Source organism: Curtobacterium sp. ISL-83, assembly GCF_018613895.1.
GTDB lineage: Bacteria > Actinomycetota > Actinomycetes > Actinomycetales > Microbacteriaceae > Curtobacterium.
The window spans coordinates 149,254-166,018 of the sequence record NZ_JAGGPH010000009.1; the positions used below are offsets into that span (position 1 = coordinate 149,254).

General features: G+C 70.7%; 13 protein-coding genes. 10 read left to right on the forward strand and 3 right to left on the reverse strand.

Translation table 11 applies throughout. The annotated features are described in order from the left end of the window. Positions 1-211: 211 nt before the first annotated feature. Positions 212-1,990 (forward strand): hypothetical protein, encoded by a 1,779-nt coding sequence (locus J7E22_RS08825; protein ID WP_214981048.1) that lies wholly within the window; start codon positions 212-214, stop codon positions 1,988-1,990. Positions 1,991-2,017: 27 nt separating this feature from the next. Here the strand turns inward: J7E22_RS08825 and J7E22_RS08830 are convergent, their stop codons facing one another. Then, the gene (locus J7E22_RS08830; protein ID WP_214981050.1) at positions 2,018-2,674 is read right to left on the reverse strand and encodes a GntR family transcriptional regulator; all 657 of its coding nucleotides are present in this window, start codon (positions 2,672-2,674) and stop codon (positions 2,018-2,020) included. Positions 2,675-2,812: 138 nt separating this feature from the next. Here J7E22_RS08830 and J7E22_RS18195 point away from each other — a divergent pair, with 138 nt between their 5' ends. Next, on the forward strand, positions 2,813-3,961 hold the full coding sequence (locus J7E22_RS18195) for a class I SAM-dependent methyltransferase (RefSeq protein WP_214981052.1): 1,149 nt from the start codon (positions 2,813-2,815) through the stop codon (positions 3,959-3,961). A gap of 69 nt (positions 3,962-4,030) precedes the next feature. On the opposite strand, the gene J7E22_RS08840 is transcribed toward J7E22_RS18195, so the two are convergent. Continuing rightward, positions 4,031-4,861: an aldo/keto reductase gene (locus J7E22_RS08840; RefSeq protein WP_214981054.1), complete on the reverse strand. Its 831-nt coding sequence runs from the start codon at positions 4,859-4,861 to the stop codon at positions 4,031-4,033. Positions 4,862-4,943: 82 nt separating this feature from the next. Next, positions 4,944-5,363, reverse strand: coding sequence for a pilus assembly protein CpaE (locus tag J7E22_RS08845; protein ID WP_214981057.1), 420 nt, complete (start codon positions 5,361-5,363; stop codon positions 4,944-4,946). Positions 5,364-5,672: 309 nt separating this feature from the next. On the opposite strand from J7E22_RS08845, the gene J7E22_RS08850 reads away from it, so the two are divergent. The 8 genes from J7E22_RS08850 to J7E22_RS08885 all read left to right on the forward strand — a co-directional run bounded on the left by J7E22_RS08850 (position 5,673) and on the right by J7E22_RS08885 (position 16,763). Beyond that, a complete protein-coding gene (locus J7E22_RS08850) occupies positions 5,673-8,333 on the forward strand; it encodes a glycoside hydrolase family 2 protein (protein ID WP_214981060.1) in 2,661 nt (886 codons plus the stop codon). Positions 8,334-8,442: 109 nt separating this feature from the next. Next, entirely contained in the window at positions 8,443-9,924 is a 1,482-nt protein-coding gene (locus J7E22_RS08855; RefSeq protein WP_214981062.1) for a sugar transferase, read from the forward strand. A 230-nt stretch (positions 9,925-10,154) separates the two neighbouring features. Beyond that, entirely contained in the window at positions 10,155-10,424 is a 270-nt protein-coding gene (gene tatA, locus J7E22_RS08860) for a twin-arginine translocase TatA/TatE family subunit (protein ID WP_214981065.1), read from the forward strand. A gap of 149 nt (positions 10,425-10,573) precedes the next feature. After that, complete coding sequence (locus J7E22_RS08865) at positions 10,574-11,980, forward strand: MFS transporter (RefSeq protein WP_214981069.1); 1,407 nt, start codon at positions 10,574-10,576, stop codon at positions 11,978-11,980. 73 nt (positions 11,981-12,053) lie between these two features. Then, positions 12,054-14,222, forward strand: a complete 2,169-nt coding sequence (locus tag J7E22_RS08870) for an ATP-dependent Clp protease ATP-binding subunit (protein ID WP_214981075.1) — start codon at positions 12,054-12,056, stop codon at positions 14,220-14,222. Between the two features lie 85 nt (positions 14,223-14,307). Then, complete coding sequence (locus J7E22_RS08875) at positions 14,308-14,862, forward strand: DUF2231 domain-containing protein (protein WP_214981077.1); 555 nt, start codon at positions 14,308-14,310, stop codon at positions 14,860-14,862. 63 nt (positions 14,863-14,925) lie between these two features. Continuing rightward, positions 14,926-15,579, forward strand: coding sequence for a response regulator transcription factor (locus J7E22_RS08880; RefSeq protein WP_214981079.1), 654 nt, complete (start codon positions 14,926-14,928; stop codon positions 15,577-15,579). Further along, a complete protein-coding gene (locus tag J7E22_RS08885) occupies positions 15,576-16,763 on the forward strand; it encodes a HAMP domain-containing sensor histidine kinase (RefSeq protein WP_214981080.1) in 1,188 nt (395 codons plus the stop codon). The genes J7E22_RS08880 and J7E22_RS08885 overlap by 4 nt, the downstream gene beginning before the upstream one ends. Positions 16,764-16,765: the final 2 nt, after the last annotated feature.

Sequence of the window (16,765 nt, forward strand, 5' to 3'; positions counted from 1 at the left end):
ATATCGAGAAGGCGCAGTCCCCCCGGACCGCTCTACGGTGACGGCGACTCGATCGAGTCGAATGTGCACCAACGGAGGATCCATGCGTTTTCGACCCCCTGTTCTCGCTGCCGTTGCAGCCTGTCTGTTCGCTGCCACGACCCTGGTCGCGCCGACCGCGGCATCAGCGGTTCCCGCGGAACCTCGCTTGACGGCGAACACCCCGACCGGCGTGAGCTTGACTCCCATCGATTCCCGGACCTACAGGGTCACAGGGACCCCGCGATGCGGCATCCTGGAGACCACCTGCCAGGTTCACGTCGGCAACATCGGTGGTGATTACCACTGGAACGGCGGCACGTCGACGGCGACGTTCGCGTCGTGGCCCACGGGCACGACGAGGACGCCGCAGTTCTGGACGTACGCGTGCATCGGGACCCTCTGCACGAACTCCGCCCGGGTCAACGGTTCCCCGGTCACGCGGCCGCATCTGATCAGAGCGCTCACCGCGTCGCTCGCGGCGCAGGACGACAAGGCGCGGACGGCTCGCATCACCGGTACCGCATCGGCGGGCGCGGTCATCAAGCGGAATGGGCAGCAGGTCGCTGTGCCCTCTGATTCCGGGTCAGGCGCGGGCTCGTGGGGGACCACGGTGACCGGACTCTCCGTCGGTCAGAACACGCTCACGTTCCAGCAGGTCGTGGGCGGCACCGTGCAGGATCAAGCGTCCGTCTCCGTGAACATCGGGGCACCCCCGGTACCGGACGACCCCGAATCGATCACGGGAGACGACCTGTGGGCCACCGTCGCTCGCGGTGGGACCACCACGGTCTCGGTGACCTACACTGCGAAGCGGGCCTTCACGACACCCACCGGCACGATCGAGTTCACCGCTCCGGAGGGGGCACGCTTCGTGACCGGACAGGACAGCGTGCGCGGGGAGTACCGCGATGGTTCCTCATGGCACTCGTTCGGCGGTGACAGCCTGGTGAACGGCGTCCGATCAGCCAACGGAGCGAAGTACACGTTCGGGCTCGGCAACCGGAACTGGGACGTGGCGAAAGACCAGAAGTTCCGGTTCGGCCTCAAGGTCCGCACTCCTGCGGACATCGCGACGCTCGAGAGCGCGATGACGGGAAAGCTCGTCGGACGGGTCGACGGCGGCACCTTCGACACCACCGCGACCACGGCGACCATCATCCCGGACCAGCAGCTCACCGCAGCGGCGACGGACGTCGACGCGGACAAGCTGACCGCGAAGGTCGGCGGGAGCGCTCCGTTCGCGGCGACCAGCGTCGACGTCACCTGGACCCGCAACGGCGTCTCGACGACGAGGACCGTGCGCCCGAGCGCCGGAACGTGGGGAGTGGACCTCGACGCTCTCGGCGCCGGTGGCAACACCGTGCACGTCGAGGCCTTCACCGGAGAGCGCTCACTCGGCACGGTGGACGTCGTCGTCCGCATCGAGGTGGTCGCACCGGTCTTCGACGCTGTGGCCCAGTTCGACACGGACGTCACCAAGCAGGTGCGGGTCGGGGGAAGGGGCACCACCGGCGCGACGGTCGTCATCCGCGAGGGGGCGACTGAACTCGCCCGGACCACGGTGCTGCCCTCCGGCGAGTGGTCGGTGACGATCGCGGCACCGAACCGGGGCGGAGTCCGCACGGTCGATGCGATCCAGATGGTGTCCGGGCAGACGGACGAGACGGTGCGCGTGCCGATCGACTACGGAGTCGCAGTCCGCGTGACGTCACCAGGTGACGGGTTCGTCGTCTCCCCGGTGTTCCCGGACGTACGGATCGCGGGGGTCGCCGCTGCCGGAGCGGTCGTCCGGCTGAGTGAACAGGGCGTCCCCGGCAGCGACCTCGGGACGGCAACCGCCGACGCCAACGGTCGTTGGTCCGTCACCACGCCGCCGCTGGCACCCCGCGATCAGGTGGTCGTGGCGACTGCGACGTCGCGCGGCGCGAACACGACGACTTCTACGATCGCCCTCGTCACCGGCCCGTGAACCGCGGGTCCGGTCCGGGGCCTCGCCTCACGGACCGGACCCGTCTCGGCCCGGGAGCAGGTGGATGACACGGCTCGCACGTTCGGCGCGCGGACCGTCCCGACCGTCCACAGCGATGCGGAGTTCGACGAGTCCTGCGCGGATCAGTCCCCAGGGCAGCACGGTCTCGAGGTCGTCATGGCGGAGGCGGAACGTCAGCCCGTCGACCGCACCGCGGAGAGCGGTCGTGAGCAATGGATTCCGGCACTCCGCAACGAGGGCCCCGTACAGCACGGAGGCCACGGTGGGCCAGACCCGGGCCGAGGCCGCTGCGGGAGTCTCGAGGACCTTCCCGAGTTCGTGGAAGAGGCGCACCCGACCTTCATCGCTCAGGACCGGCACCGTCGTCCGGATCACGCCTGCGAACAGGAGGCCGAGTGCCTGCATCGTCGGGATGAGCTCGTCGGAGCGCGGCAGGGTCACGCGCGTGTACCGATTGGCCCGCAGTTCGACGAGTCCGAGATGGGCGAGGTCCGACAGTGCCTCTCGCACCGGCGTCCGCGAGCACCGGAGCCGGGCGGCGAGCACCTCGTCGTCGAGGCGCGTGCCCGGCGGGATGGAACCGTCGAGGATCTCCGTGCGCAACCGGTCCCGGGCCTGGTCGCGGAGTCGGGGACGGTCGGGGCCGTCGGTCGGTAGGAACACGAACGCCTCCCGATCGACCGTCCGCCTCCCGGACCGGGCGGTGCACGGACGAGCGTAGAAGCCACGGTGCTCCGAGATCGTGTGTGATATACCGTCGCCTGGGGCATCGCGCGAGTCCGGGATCGGTACCCTGGTCCGGTGAGTGCCTTCGACTTCGCCGACCAGTTCCGGCGTGACCCCGACGGTGGGGAGCCGGACCTCATCACGATCGACGGCACCGACCGCTTCATCCTCGACGAGGCACCGCACGTCCACGGCGACGCGCTCCGGCAGCCCGGTGAGGTCGCCGTCGTCGACGACCGGAACGGCGTCCTGACCCTCGGTGCGCTCACGGTGCACGGTGCCTCTGACGTCCGGGTCGTGCAGGACTCGCTGGTCGCGGAGCGGGCGCTCGAGGCCAACGCCGGGACCTTCGGACGCCGTGGCTTCCACCACCCCGAGACCTTCGAGCAGGCGTTCCGAGACGTCCGGCTCGTGCTGCTCCGGCTGTCGAAGTCGAACGACCGGCTCGACGAGGTCGCTCGCGCGGTCGCCCGCTTCGCCGCATCGGACGTCGTGCTGCTCGCCGGCGGGGTCTCGAAGCACATGAACCTCTCGCAGAACGACGTGCTCCGCCGTTCCTTCGGCGAGGTCACCGCCTCCCGGGGGCGCGGGAAGTCCCGCCTGCTCATCGCGCAGGACCCGCTCCGGGCCCAGGCCAACCGAGCCGCCGTGACCAATCCCTGGCCGCGATCGGTGCACGTCGACGAACTCGGCATGACGCTGGTCGCCCACGGTGGTGTGTTCGCGGGCACCTCGCTGGACATGGGGACCCGCGAGCTCCTCGCAGCCGCGGACGCCGCCGTCCCGGACGCTCGGACCGTCGTCGACATGGGGAGCGGGAGCGGCGTCATCGCCACCGCGGTCGCGCTGCGGCGCCCCGGCGTGCGCGTGGTGGCGACGGACGTCTCGCAGGTCGCGGTGCTGTCCACGCGAGCCACGGCCGAGGCGAACGGTGTCGCCGACCGGGTCAGTGTCGTCCGGGCGGACGCCGGGGACGAGCTCGGCTCGAACTCGGCACAGCTCGTGCTCTGCAACCCGCCGTTCCACGACGACACCACGGTGAGCACGGACGCGGCCGAGGCGATGTTCCGGAACGGGGCCACGATCCTCCAGTCCGGTGGTGAACTGTGGTGCGTGTGGAACTCGCACCTGCGCTACCGGCCGGTGCTCGAACGCCTGGTCGGGCCCACGCGCCAGATCGCGCGGTCGGCGCGGTTCACCGTGACGGCGTCGCGGGTGCGCTGAGGACCACCGCGGTCCTGACGTGACGAAGGGCGGCCGCGCTGTGCGCGACCGCCCTCCGTCCGTTCCGGATCAGGCCGGGACGTAGTCGAACGTGTCCGGGTCCGGGCCGGTGCGGTGGCCCTTGTCGAGCGTGGAGATGTCCGTCATGTCCTCGTCGGAGAGCTCGAAGTCGAAGATCGCGAAGTTCTCCTCGACGCGCGAGCGGGTGACCGACTTCGGGAAGACGATGTCGCCCCGCTGGATGTGCCAGCGGAGGACGACCTGCGCGGGGGTCTTGCCCGTCGTGCGGGCGATGCGGGTGATGGTCTCGTCGTCGAGCACGAGGCCCTGGGCGATCGGGGACCACGCCTCGGTCGCGATGCCGTGCTCGCGGCCGTACGCGCGGAGCTCGTCCTGCACGAGGTACGGGTGCACCTCGATCTGGTTCACCGCGGGGGTGATCGTCGTCTCGGCCGCGAGGCGGTTGAGGTGGTGGACCTGGAAGTTGCTCACGCCGATCGACCGGGCGGTGCCGGCCGCGTAGAGCTCCTCGAGCGCCTTCCACGTCGGGACGAAGTCGCTCACCGTCGGGAGCGGCCAGTGGATGAGGAACAGGTCCGTGTACCCGCCGAGCAGGTCGGCCGACTTCTTGCCGTTCTCGAGCGCGGCCTCGGGGTCGTGGAACCCGTTGTTGAGCTTCGAGGTGACGAAGATCTCCGAGCGGTCGATGCCCGACTCGGCCAGGGCCTCGCCGACCTCTTTCTCATTGCCGTACATCTCGGCGGTGTCGATGTGGCGGTAGCCGACCTCGAGCGCGGTCAGCGTCGCTTCCTTCGTGTTCTCCGGCTCGATCTGGAACACCCCGAAGCCGAGCTGGGGGATGGTCTTGCCGTCGTTGAGCGTGATGTTCGGAACCGTCATGACGTCATGCAATCAAATCGACCCCGGAAAGCGTCCCGGAGACTCCCAGCCGGCTCTGCGGCACTGCTCGATCTCCGTGCCACTACTCCAGCGAGGCGGTGATGTAGGCCACGAGCGCCTCGCCGTACGCGATCGCCGGGTCGTCCGCCGCGAAGGTGCGTTCGGTGCCGGCGATCGTCGCCGTCACCGTGAACACGACACGGTCGCGGGCGGCCGTCCGGGTCAGGCCGATGAACGCCGGCCCGAGGAGGTCGCGCAGCTGGTCCTCACGCGGCAACCACAGTGACTCCGCCGCGGTCACGGAGTCGAGCGCCCACTCGGTGGTGCCGTTGAAGCCGAGCACGGTGCCGGTCGGGTAGTCGTGCCGTTCGACCGTCATCTCGGACACGGTGTAGACGTCCTCGTCGACCTCGGGCTTGTCGATGACGAACCGGTCACCGGTCTCGGGATGCCAGCGGAGACCGGCGTCGCGCAGGGACCGGGCGAGGGAGACGGAGATCATGCCCCCACAGTGCCACGCGCCGGCGACGAGAGGCCGGTCAGCAGTACCACGCGCCTGCGACGGGAGGCTGGTCACCACCGCCACTGTGCGCGGGAACGGCGGTGCCGCATAGGTTGCAGAAAGCATCCCGTACTAGCATCGCCGAGCACCCCACGCGCGCGATCACCTGAAGGTGTCCGCGCGCGCGACGCGACGACGCCCGGGCACCCGGAGTCCCGCCTCCAGGCCGAAGGACCGGCCACGAGACGGGCCGATGGCCGGCGTCCCGACCGAGGCGGCACCGAGCCGCCCGCCCAGAGAAGGACCCGCATGACCCTCGAACGCGAGGAACTCCGCGACGGCTGGACCGTGACGATGTCGAGCGACAACGCTCCCGCAGGCGTCCCGGACGCCGTCGTCGGCCGGTCGATCCCGGCGACGGTCCCCGGGCAGGTGCACACCGACCTCGAGCGGGCGGGACTCCTCGCCGACCCGACGTTCGACCGCAACGAGGACGCGGGCAAGTGGGTCGGGCGCTCCGACTGGACGTACCGACGGAGCGTCGACGTCGACCCGAAGGGCTTCGAGCGCGTCGACCTCGTGTGCGACGGACTCGACACGGTGGCCGAGGTCGGCCTTGACGGCGTGGTGATCGGGACGACGCGGAACATGCACCGTCGCTACCGGTTCGACGCGCGTGACCAGACGGGCGGCAACGGGCGGGGCACGAAGGACCTGGAGATCCTGTTCGAGTCGCCCTACCGCGAAGCGGGCCGGGTCGCCGCCCGCGCGGGGAGCATGCCCGGGCCGTACGACGAGCCGTTCCCGTACGTCCGCAAGATGGCCTCGAACTTCGGCTGGGACTGGGGACTCACGGCCGTGACGAGCGGGCCGTGGCGTCCGGTCGCCATCGAGCGCTGGTCGACCGCGCGACTGCGGGACGTCCGGCCGCTGGTCGACGTGGAGGCGGGGGAGGGCGTGTTGGACGCGCACCTCACCGTCGAACGGTCGGGGATGAACGACCTGGACCAGGACGGCGAGGACGACGACCTCGTGCTGGTCGTCACGGTCGCCGGGCAGACGGAGGACGGCACGACGACCCGGCAGCGGTCGCGCGCACAGCTCACGCCCAAGGACGACGAGACCGTCGTCACGGTCCGCGTCCCGAACGTGCTGCGGTGGTGGCCGCGCGGGTACGGGGCGCAGCCGCTGTACGACGTCGCGGTCGAACTGCAGACCGTCGACGGCGAGGTCCTCGACCGCACGTCGTTCCGCACCGGGTTCCGCTCGACACGTATCGACACCGCCGAGGACGAGATCGGTCGCCCGTTCAACGTCCACGTCAACGGGACCCTCGTCGACGTGCGCGGCGTGAACTGGATCCCCGACGACGTGATCGTCTCGCGCGTCGACCGTGCCCGCTACGAGGACCGCTTGCGCGCCGCCGTCGACCTCGGGGTGAACCTCGTGCGGGTCTGGGGCGGTGGCATCTACGAGTCGAACGACTTCTACGAGATCTGCGACGAACTCGGCCTGCTGGTCTGGCAGGACTTCCCCTTCGCGTGCGCCGCCTACCCGGAGATCGAGCCGATCCGCAGCGAGGTCATCGCCGAGGCGCGGGACAACGTCGCCCGCCTGTCACGCCACCCGTCGCTCGTCGTCTGGAACGGCAACAACGAGAACATCTGGTTGCACGACGCCGACGGCTGGGCCGAGGAGCTCGGCGACCGCGGGTGGGGGCTCGACTACTACCTCGACCTGTTGCCGACGATCGTCGACGCGGTCGATCCCTCGCGCTTCTACACGGTGGCGTCGCCGTGGTCCGGGTCCGAAGCGCTCTTCGCGAACGACGTCGACCACGAGACCCACCACTCGTGGGACGTCTGGAACCGTCTGCCGGACACCGCGTACCGCGCGTCCGTGCCACGTTTCGTCTCCGAGTTCGGTTGGCAGGCACCACCGGCGTGGCGCACGCTCCGCGACGCGGTGGCGGACGAGCCGCTGGCCGTCACGGCGCCGGGCGTCGTCCACCACCAGAAGGCGACGGACGGCATGGCCAAGCTCGACCGAGGGCTCGAGCCCCGGTTCGGCTCCGGTCCGTTCACCTTCGACCAGTGGCACTACCTCACGCAGTTGCAGCAGGCTCGCGCGATCTCGACCGGGGTCGAGCACTGGCGGACGCACTGGCCGCGCAACACTGGCGTCATCGTGTGGCAGCTGAACGACCTGTGGCCCGTGTCCTCGTGGTCGGCCATCGACTCGGCAGGGCGGCTGAAGCCGCTGGCGCACGAGTTGCGCCGACTGTACGACGACGTCCTGCTGGCGATCCGTCCAGTCTCGCGGACGGCCACCACCGGCCGGCCGGGAGGCGCGGATCACCCCGCTCCGTCGGCTCCCGCCGACGACGCGGCCGAGTTGGCCGACACCCTGTCACTCGGGGTCTCGCCCGGCGCGTTCGGGTCGTCCCCGATCGAGGTCGTCGTCCGATCGGCACGTGCCGGACACGACAGCGTGGTGCGGGTGCGGCGGATCGCCCTGAGCGGCGCGGTCCTCGCGGAGGCGACGCTGCCGGTCCGCCTGTCCGCGGCGGGCGTCGCCGTGGTGGCACTGCCGGAGTCGGTCGGTGTGGTCGACGACCCGACGAACGAGCTCGTGGTGGCCGACATGGACTGGCGCCGAGCGGTGTGGACGCCGGGCCCCGACGAGTCGATGCGGTGGGAACCGGCGCGGTACCGCGCGACGTTCACGCCCGCGGCCGAGGGTGGCCTCGACCTGGTCGTCGAGGCGGATTCGCTCGTTCGGGACCTCCTGGTGCAGCCGGACCGGGTGGCCGAGGGCGGGACGGTCGATCGCGGGTTCATGACCCTGCTGCCGGGGGAGCGGGTGGCCTTCCGTCTCGGCGGCGTCACCGTGGACGATGTCGAGCGCCTCAGTGCGGAGCCCGTGCTGTGGACGCTCGATCGGGTCATCGGATCGGTCTCTCGCGGTTGAAATACGAAACATCACGGTGATACGCTGGCGGTTGCGCTGGTCCTCGTGACCCTCGGGTGACCGGCGCCGACCGGGGGCACCGGTCGACGCTCGACCGGAGGATCACTCGATGGCACTCACGCTGCAGCCGAACGCGTCGGTCCGCTCGCCGAGGGTCCGTGATCGGCGTCGCCGGGCACTCCGGATCCGCAGCACGTCCGCGTGGACGATCGCCCTCGTCGACGTCCTCCTGCTCCTCGTGGCCTTCGCCGTCGCGCACCTCGTGCGCTTCCCGGGTGAGGTGCCGGTCCTCGATGCCCGATCCGGTGGCGTCGAGTTCGTCGTCGCCCCCGTCATCGTCCTGCTGTGGATGGTCCTGCTCGGGGTGTTCCGCACCCGTGACCCGCGCATCGCCGGCGTCGGCAGCGACGAGTACCGGCGCCTGCTGACAGCGAGCCTCATCACCGGCGGACTGGTCGGTGTCGTCGCGTACGCCGCGCAGATCGACCTCGCCCGCGGCTACGTCGCGGTGGCCTTCCCGCTCGGGATCCTGCTGCTGGCGCTCGGCCGCCAGCGCCTCAGGCGGTCCCTCGCCCGTCGGCGGGCACGCGGCGAGCACCTCCAGGACGTCCTGCTCGTCGGCGACCTGGACGACGTCGCGTACGTCGGCCGACGCATCACCGCGACGCCGGCCGCCGGGTACCGCGTCCGGGCCGTGGCGTCCGACTGCGCTTCGGTCGGCGGCGACGTGCGCCTCGGATCGGTGACCGTCCCCGTGCTCGGTGGCGCCGCGGACGTCCTCGACCTCGCGGCGGCCGAAGGGGTCTCCGCCGTGGTCGTCGCGGGGGCGATCCCCGGTGGGCACGAGCTGCTCCGCCGGCTCGGGTGGCAGCTCGAGGAACGCGGCGTCGAGCTCGTCGTGTCGTCACCGCTCGCCGACATCGCCACCGGTCGCGTGCACGAGCGGCCCGTGGACGGGTTGCCGCTCATGCACGTCGAGACGCCGGACTACCGTCGTCGCTTCGGCAAGCGCGCGCTCGACGTCGTCGGCGCCGGACTCGGGTTGGCCGTCCTCGCGCCGCTCCTCGGGGTGATCACGCTCGTCATCCGGCTGGACGACGGCGGCCCGGTCTTGTTCCGCCAGACACGGGTCGGTCGCGGCGGCGTCGAGTTCTCGATCCTCAAGTTCCGCACGATGAGCGTCGATGCCGAGGCCCGGGTCGCCGCCCTGCTCGCCGAGAACGAGGGGTCCGGACCGCTCTTCAAGCTGCGGGACGACCCGCGGGTCACTCGCGTCGGCTCGTTCCTCCGTCGGACGTCGCTCGACGAACTCCCGCAGCTGTGGAACGTGCTGACGGGGTCGATGAGCCTCGTCGGACCGCGACCGGCGCTCCCACGAGAGGTCGCCCTGTACGAGGACTTCGCGGATCGACGTCTGCTCGTGACGCCGGGGATCACCGGGCTGTGGCAGGTCAGCGGTCGGTCCGACCTGGACTGGGTCGACGGGGTCCGCCTCGACCTGCACTACGTCGAGAACTGGTCCTTCCTGCACGACGTCGTCATCCTGGCCCGGACGATCCCGTCCGTGCTGCGCTCCCGGGGTGCGTACTGACCGAGAGCACCTCCTGACCCGGGGGGCCGCGCCTTGACCCGCGGCCTCCCGCGGCACCCCCCCCGATCCGCCAGGCGGCTCGGGGGTGCTTGCTGTGCGAACGGTGTCCGTCCGATACCTCGCCTGGGTTTCCCGGAGCGACAGCGGTACGATCAAGGGCGACGGACTTCCGCCGCACGAGTCGACGGTGACCCGGAGACGGCGAACAGATCCAGATTCAAGGAGTCAACATGTGGCAAGGCCTTGGCGGGATTCACCTGCTGATCATCCTCGGGATCATCATCCTGCTGTTCGGAGCGACCAAGCTGCCGGCCCTCGCCAAGGGACTCGGCCAGTCGATCAACATCTTCAAGAAGGAGATGGCGACCGACGACAAGGCAGTCAAGCCCGAGCCCGGCGTGCAGACCACCACCGCGTACACCGCGCCGGTCGAGCCGGCAGCGCAGCCGGTCGTCAACCCCGGTCCGTCGGTGCAGCCGAACACCGACCCGCGCCAGTAGACCTGACCCGCGCCAGGACCCGGACCTCCCAGCCCCGTCCCGTCGGCAGCCCCCGCGACCACCTCGGTCGCGGGGGCTTCGTCGTGCGGTCGCGGGGTGGCCCTCGGTGGGACTCCCGCGAGCGCCCCGGTGCGGAGGATGATGAGCCCATGACCACAGCGCACACCACGGCTCCGCTCCGGGACGACCGCCAGATCGTGCTGGTGGTGGCGATCCTGGCGTCGTTCGTGGTCGGTCTGGACGGGAGCGTCGTCAACGTCGGACTGCCCGCCATCCGCCAGGAACTCGGCGGGGGACTGGTCGTGCAGCAGTGGGTCGTCGACGCCTACATGGTGACGCTCGGATCGCTCATCCTCGTCGCCGGATCGCTGTCGGACGTGTTCGGCCGCGTCCGGATCATCACGTGGGGTCTCGTGGTGTTCGGGCTCGCGTCGATCGCGTGTGCGGTGGCTCCGTCGGGCGCGTTCCTCATCGTGTCCCGCGCGCTGCAGGGGGTCGGCGGTGCCCTCGTGACCCCGAGTTCCCTCGCGCTCATCGTGGCGGCCTTCCGCGGTGCCGCCCAGGCGAAGGCGATCGGGCGGTGGACGGCCTGGTCGAGCGCGGCGATCATCATCGGTCCGGTCGTCGGCGGCCTGATCGTGGACGGCATCGGGTGGCGGTGGATCTTCGTGCTGACGGCGGTGCCGATCGCGATCACGATCCCGCTCGTCCTCCGCATCACCGGGGACGTGCAGCCGTCCGAGCGCCGGCGGGTCGACGTCGTCGGTGCCGTGCTGGCCGTGCTCGGCGTCGGGGGCGTCGTGCTCGGGCTCATCGAGCAGGAGCGCCTGGGGTGGGGGTCCCCGCTCGTGGTGTCCGCGCTCGTGATCGGTGGGGTGGCCCTGGTGCTGTTCGTGCCGTGGGAGCGTCGGTCGGCTGCTCCGCTCGTCCCGCTCGGGCTCTTCCGGGCGCGGAACTTCACCGTCGGGAACCTCGCGACCCTGTCGATCTACGGCGCGCTCGGGATGGTCGGGTTCGTGGTGACGCTGTTCCTGCAGGAGATCTGGCACCTGCCCGCGTGGTTGGCCGGGCTCGCGACGCTCCCGCCGACGGTGCTGCTCCTGCTGCTCTCGACGACCGTCGGGTCGTTCGCCGGGCGGTTCGGGCCGCGGTGGTTCATGGCGGCGGGGCCCGCGGTCGCAGCGGTCGGCTCCCTGCTCATGCTGTCGGCGGCCGACGATTCACGCGCCTACTGGTGGTCGGTCTTCCCGGGTCTCGTGCTCATCGGTGTCGGGATCGCACTGATGGTGACGCCCCTGACGAGCGCCGTCCTCGGATCCGTCCCGCAGAGCGAAGCGGGCGTGGGTTCCGCCGTGAACAACGCGATCGCCCGGATCGCGAGCCTGGTGATGGTCGCGCTCGCCGGGGTCGTGCTCGGTGGCGCGATGAGCACGTCGGGGTTCCACCGCGCGGTGATCGTGATGGCCGTGTTGCTGCTGGCCGGGTCGGTCGTCAGTGCCGTGGGCATCCGGAACGTGACGCGTGCGGACGACGTCCGCGCTCCCCGCGCGGAATAGCACCACATGGCGTAAAGTTGAGTCAAGTAGGCTCAACCAGCCACAGGATCTACCGAACGGAAGGACGGAACGCATGGCGAACCTCCAGGGCGCTCCTGACTCGCAAGAACGACAGAAGACCGCGCTCGAGCAGTACGGCGTCGACCTGACGGCGATCGCTCGCAGCGGCAAGCTGGACCCCGTGATCGGTCGCGACGCGGAGATCCGGCGCGTGTCCCAGGTGCTCACGCGGCGCACCAAGAACAACCCCGTCCTGATCGGCGAACCGGGCGTCGGCAAGACCGCCGTGGTCGAGGGGCTCGCCCAGCGCATCATCGCGGGCGACGTCGCCGACTCCCTGAAGGACAAGCGCCTGGTGTCGCTCGACATGTCCGCCCTGATCGCCGGCGCGAAGTACCGCGGCGAGTTCGAGGAGCGGCTCAAGGCCGTGCTCAAGGAGATCAACGAGTCCGACGGCCAGGTGATCACGTTCATCGACGAGCTGCACACGCTGATGGGCGCGGGCGGAGGCGAGGGATCCGTCGCGGCCTCGAACATGCTCAAGCCGATGCTGGCGCGCGGGGAACTCCGGCTCATCGGTGCGACGACGCTCGACGAGTACCGCGAGTACATCGAGAAGGACGCCGCGCTCGAACGGCGCTTCCAGCAGGTCTACGTCGGGGAGCCGAGTGTCGAGGACACCGTGGCGATCCTCCGCGGGCTGAAGGAGCGGTACGAGGCGCACCACAAGGTCACCATCAACGACTCCGCGCTCGTCGCCGCGGCCGCGCTGTCCAGCCGGTACATCTCCGGCCGCCAGCTGCCGGACAAGGCCATCGACCTGATCGACGAGGCCGCGTCCCGCCTGCGCATGGAGATCGACTCCAGCCCCGTCGAGATCGACGAGCTCAAGCGCTCGGTGGACCGACTCCGCGTCGAGGAGTTCGCGTTGAAGCAGGAGCGGGACGACGCCTCCAAGGCCCGGCTCGAGACCCTCCGGACGGAGCTCGGCACGCGCGAGGAGCGGCTTGCCGAACTCCAGCAGCGGTGGCAGGCGGAGCGTGCCAGCCTCAACCGGATCGGTGAGCTCAAGCAGCAGCTCGACGACCTGAACATGCGCTCGCAGCGTGCGCAGCGCGAGGCGGACTACGAGCTCGTGTCGCGTCTGGAGTACGGCGAGAAGCCGCGGATCGAGGCCGAACTCGCCGCGGCCGAGAGCGCCGAGAGCGCGGACCGCATGGTCAACGACAGCGTCACCGACGAGGACATCGCCGCCGTGATCGCCCAGTGGACCGGGATCCCGCTCGGCCGCCTGCTGCAGGGCGAGACCGAGAAGCTGCTCCACCTGGAGAACGAGCTCGGTCGCCGGATCATCGGGCAGCGCACGGCCGTCACGACCGTCTCCGAGGCCGTCCGACGCACCCGTGCGGGCATCTCCGACCCGGACCGACCGACGGGCTCGTTCCTGTTCCTCGGCCCGACCGGCGTCGGCAAGACCGAGCTGGCCAAGGCGCTCGCCGAGTTCCTGTTCGACGACGAGAAGGCCCTCGTCCGCATCGACATGAGCGAGTACGGCGAGAAGCACTCGGTCGCACGGCTGATCGGTGCCCCTCCGGGGTACATCGGGTACGAGGCCGGTGGACAGCTCACCGAAGCGGTGCGGCGTCGTCCGTACTCGGTGATCCTGCTCGACGAGGTCGAGAAGGCGCACCCCGAGGTCTTCGACGTGCTGCTGCAGGTGCTGGACGACGGTCGTCTGACCGACGGCCAGGGGCGCACGGTCGACTTCCGGAACACGATCATGATCCTGACGTCCAACCTCGGGTCGCAGTTCCTGACCGACCAGTCGCTGACCGCCGTCCAGCGCGAAGAGGCCGTGCGCGAGATGGTGCAGCAGGCGTTCCGGCCCGAGTTCATCAACCGTCTCGACGACATCGTCGTGTTCCAGGCGCTGACCGAGCAGGACCTCGGCCAGATCGTGTCGCTGTACGTCGACCGGCTCGCCAAGCGGCTGTCCGACCGGCGGCTCGAGTTGGCGGTCACGCCGTCCGCCCGGAGCTGGCTCGCCGAACGCGGCTACGACCCGACGTACGGCGCGCGGCCGCTCCGCCGGCTCATGCAGCGGCAGATCGACGACCAGCTCGCGCGGTCGATCCTGGCCGGGGACGTCCGTGACGGCGACACCGTCCGGGTGGACGTCGCCGACGGGGGCGACGCGTTGATCGTCGAGCCGTTCGAGCTGGCGGAGATCGTCGAGGAGTAGCCCCGGCGTCACTCGACCGGACGCACGGGAGGCCCGGTGCCGGTTCCTGGGACCGGCACCGGGCCTCCCGTCTACCGTCCAGGGCATGCCAGAGCTGCCACTGTTGCGTCGCCTCACCGAGTCCATCGAGCACGCGAGCGTGCTCGACAAGGCCGTCGACCTCGACGTGCGTGTCGTGCGTGCGTTCGCCAAGCCGAAGGCCCTGCGGCAGCTGCTGCACGGGGTCCCCTTCGGGCATCCGCTCCACCCGCTCATGGTGCAGGTGCCGCTCGGTGCCTGGATCTCGGCGGCGGTGCTCGACCTGGTCGGCGGCACGGGCAACGCGAAGGCCGCTAAGACCCTGGTGGGCGTCGGCATCCTCTCGGCGGGCGGAGCGTCGACCGCGGGGTACGTCGACTGGTCGGAACTCCACCGCGAGCAGCTCCGCACCGGCTGGGTGCACCAGGCCGTGAACTGGACCGGACTCACCCTCTACGGGCTGTCGTGGATGCAGCGGAAGCGCGGGAACCACGGCGCGGGGAAACTCCTCGGGTTCGCGGGTCTCGGTGTCGTGGGCATCGGTGGGTACCTCGGCGGACACCTGGCGTACCGGCAGCGCGCTGGCGTCGGGACGCCCGAGCACGTGCCGTTCGACGACTGACGCGATCGGGACCCCTGCGCGCCACCGACCGGACACACTGAAACTGGTGTGTAGCATGTTGCGATGCGCGTGCTGGTGGTGGACGACGAGACGGAGCTCGCTGACCTGATCGCCACGGGGCTGACGCGGCAGGGCTTCGCCGTCGACACCGCGTACCGGGGGGACGACGCCGATGAACTCCTCGCCGTCAACGACTACGACGTGGTCGTCCTCGATCGGGACGTCCCCGGTCTGCACGGCGACGAGGTGGCACGCCGGCTGTCGGCGCGGGGCGGGACGACCCGGATCCTGATGCTCACCGCGGCGGGGTCGCTCGCGGACCGGGTGCACGGCCTCGAGCTCGGTGCCGACGACTACCTGACCAAGCCGTTCGAGTACCCGGAGCTCGTCGCCCGGGTGCGCGCCCTCGGTCGGCGGAGCACCACCGCGGTGACCCCGGTCCTGGTCCGCGACGACCTGCTGGTCGACTCCAACCGACGCATCGCGACGCGAGGGGGCCGGCCGCTCGACCTGTCGGCGAAGGAACTCGGGGTGCTCGAGCAACTCCTCCGTGCCGATGGTCGCGTGGTCTCCGCCGAGGAACTCCTCGAGAAGGTGTGGGACATGAACATCGACCCCTTCACGGCGGCGGTCCGGGTGACGATGTCCAAGCTCCGGAGGAAGCTCGGCGACCCCGACCCGATCCGGACGGTGCCGGGCGCGGGCTACGCCCTGTGAGTCGCGGCTGGAGCATCCGCGCCCGGACCGCCGTCGCGTTCGCGGCCGCATCGATGGCCTCGACGACCGCGGTGCTGGTGTTCGTGAACGTCGCGGCACAGGCGTCGATCGCCCGCGAGTTCGGCGCGGAACCGGGGCGGCTGGCGACGAGTGGGTGGGCGGGTTCCGGGGCGACGAGCGGGGTGCTCACGCCGGACCCGACGGCCACGCCGACGGCCGGTTCGACGGTCTCCCTGGTGGCGCAGGTCTCGGTGCTGCAGTGGCAGTGGTCGGCCGTCGGTGTCGCCGCCGCCGGGCTGCTGGCCGGGGTCGTCGGCTGGGTGGTCAGCCGGCGCATGCTCCGCCCGATCGACCGGATCACCCGGACCACGAACCGCATCTCGGCGTCGAACCTGCACGAGCGCATCGGCACGGACGGACCCGACGACGAACTCCATCGCTTGGCCGCGACGATCGACGCGCTCCTCGGGCGGCTCGAGACCGCGTTCCGGAGCCAGCGTCGGTTCGTCGCGCAGGCGTCGCACGAGCTCCGGACGCCGCTCGCAGTGCAGCGGGCGGCGATCCAGATCGGTCTGCCGGACGACGCCCGACCCGAGGAGATCCGCGCCGCCCGGGAGCAACTGCTCGAGCACAACCGCCGGACGGAGCACCTCGTCGAGTGTCTGCTCGTGCTCGCCGAGGCCGAACGCGGGCTCGACGCCCGGCGAGTGCCGCTCGACCTGCCGTCGCTCGGGGACGAGGTGGCGGCGTCCTTCGCGGACGCAGCCCGCCTGGCGGGCGTGACCATCGCCTGTCGGGCGCACACCGCGCCTCCAGGCCGGACCGTCACCGGCGAGCCCACCCTCGTGCGGCAGCTCCTGCTCAACCTGGTCGACAACGCTGTCGAGTACAACGAACCGGGCGGATTCGTCCAGGTGACCGTGGACGAGCGTGGGTTCCTGGTGGAGAACTCGGGTCAGGTCGTGCCCGCCGACGTCGCGGCCACCCTGACCGAGCCGTTCCTGCGGCACGTGGGCGACGGCGTCCGCGGATCCGCCACCCGGCGGCACAGCGGCCTCGGGCTGTCGATCGTCGCGGCGGTGGCACGCGCGCACGGGTGGCGGCTGTCGGTCGGACCCCGGACGACGGGTGGCCTGCGCGTGCGGGTGGACGTTTCGCCGGTGCAACCGACGTCGAACGACTGACG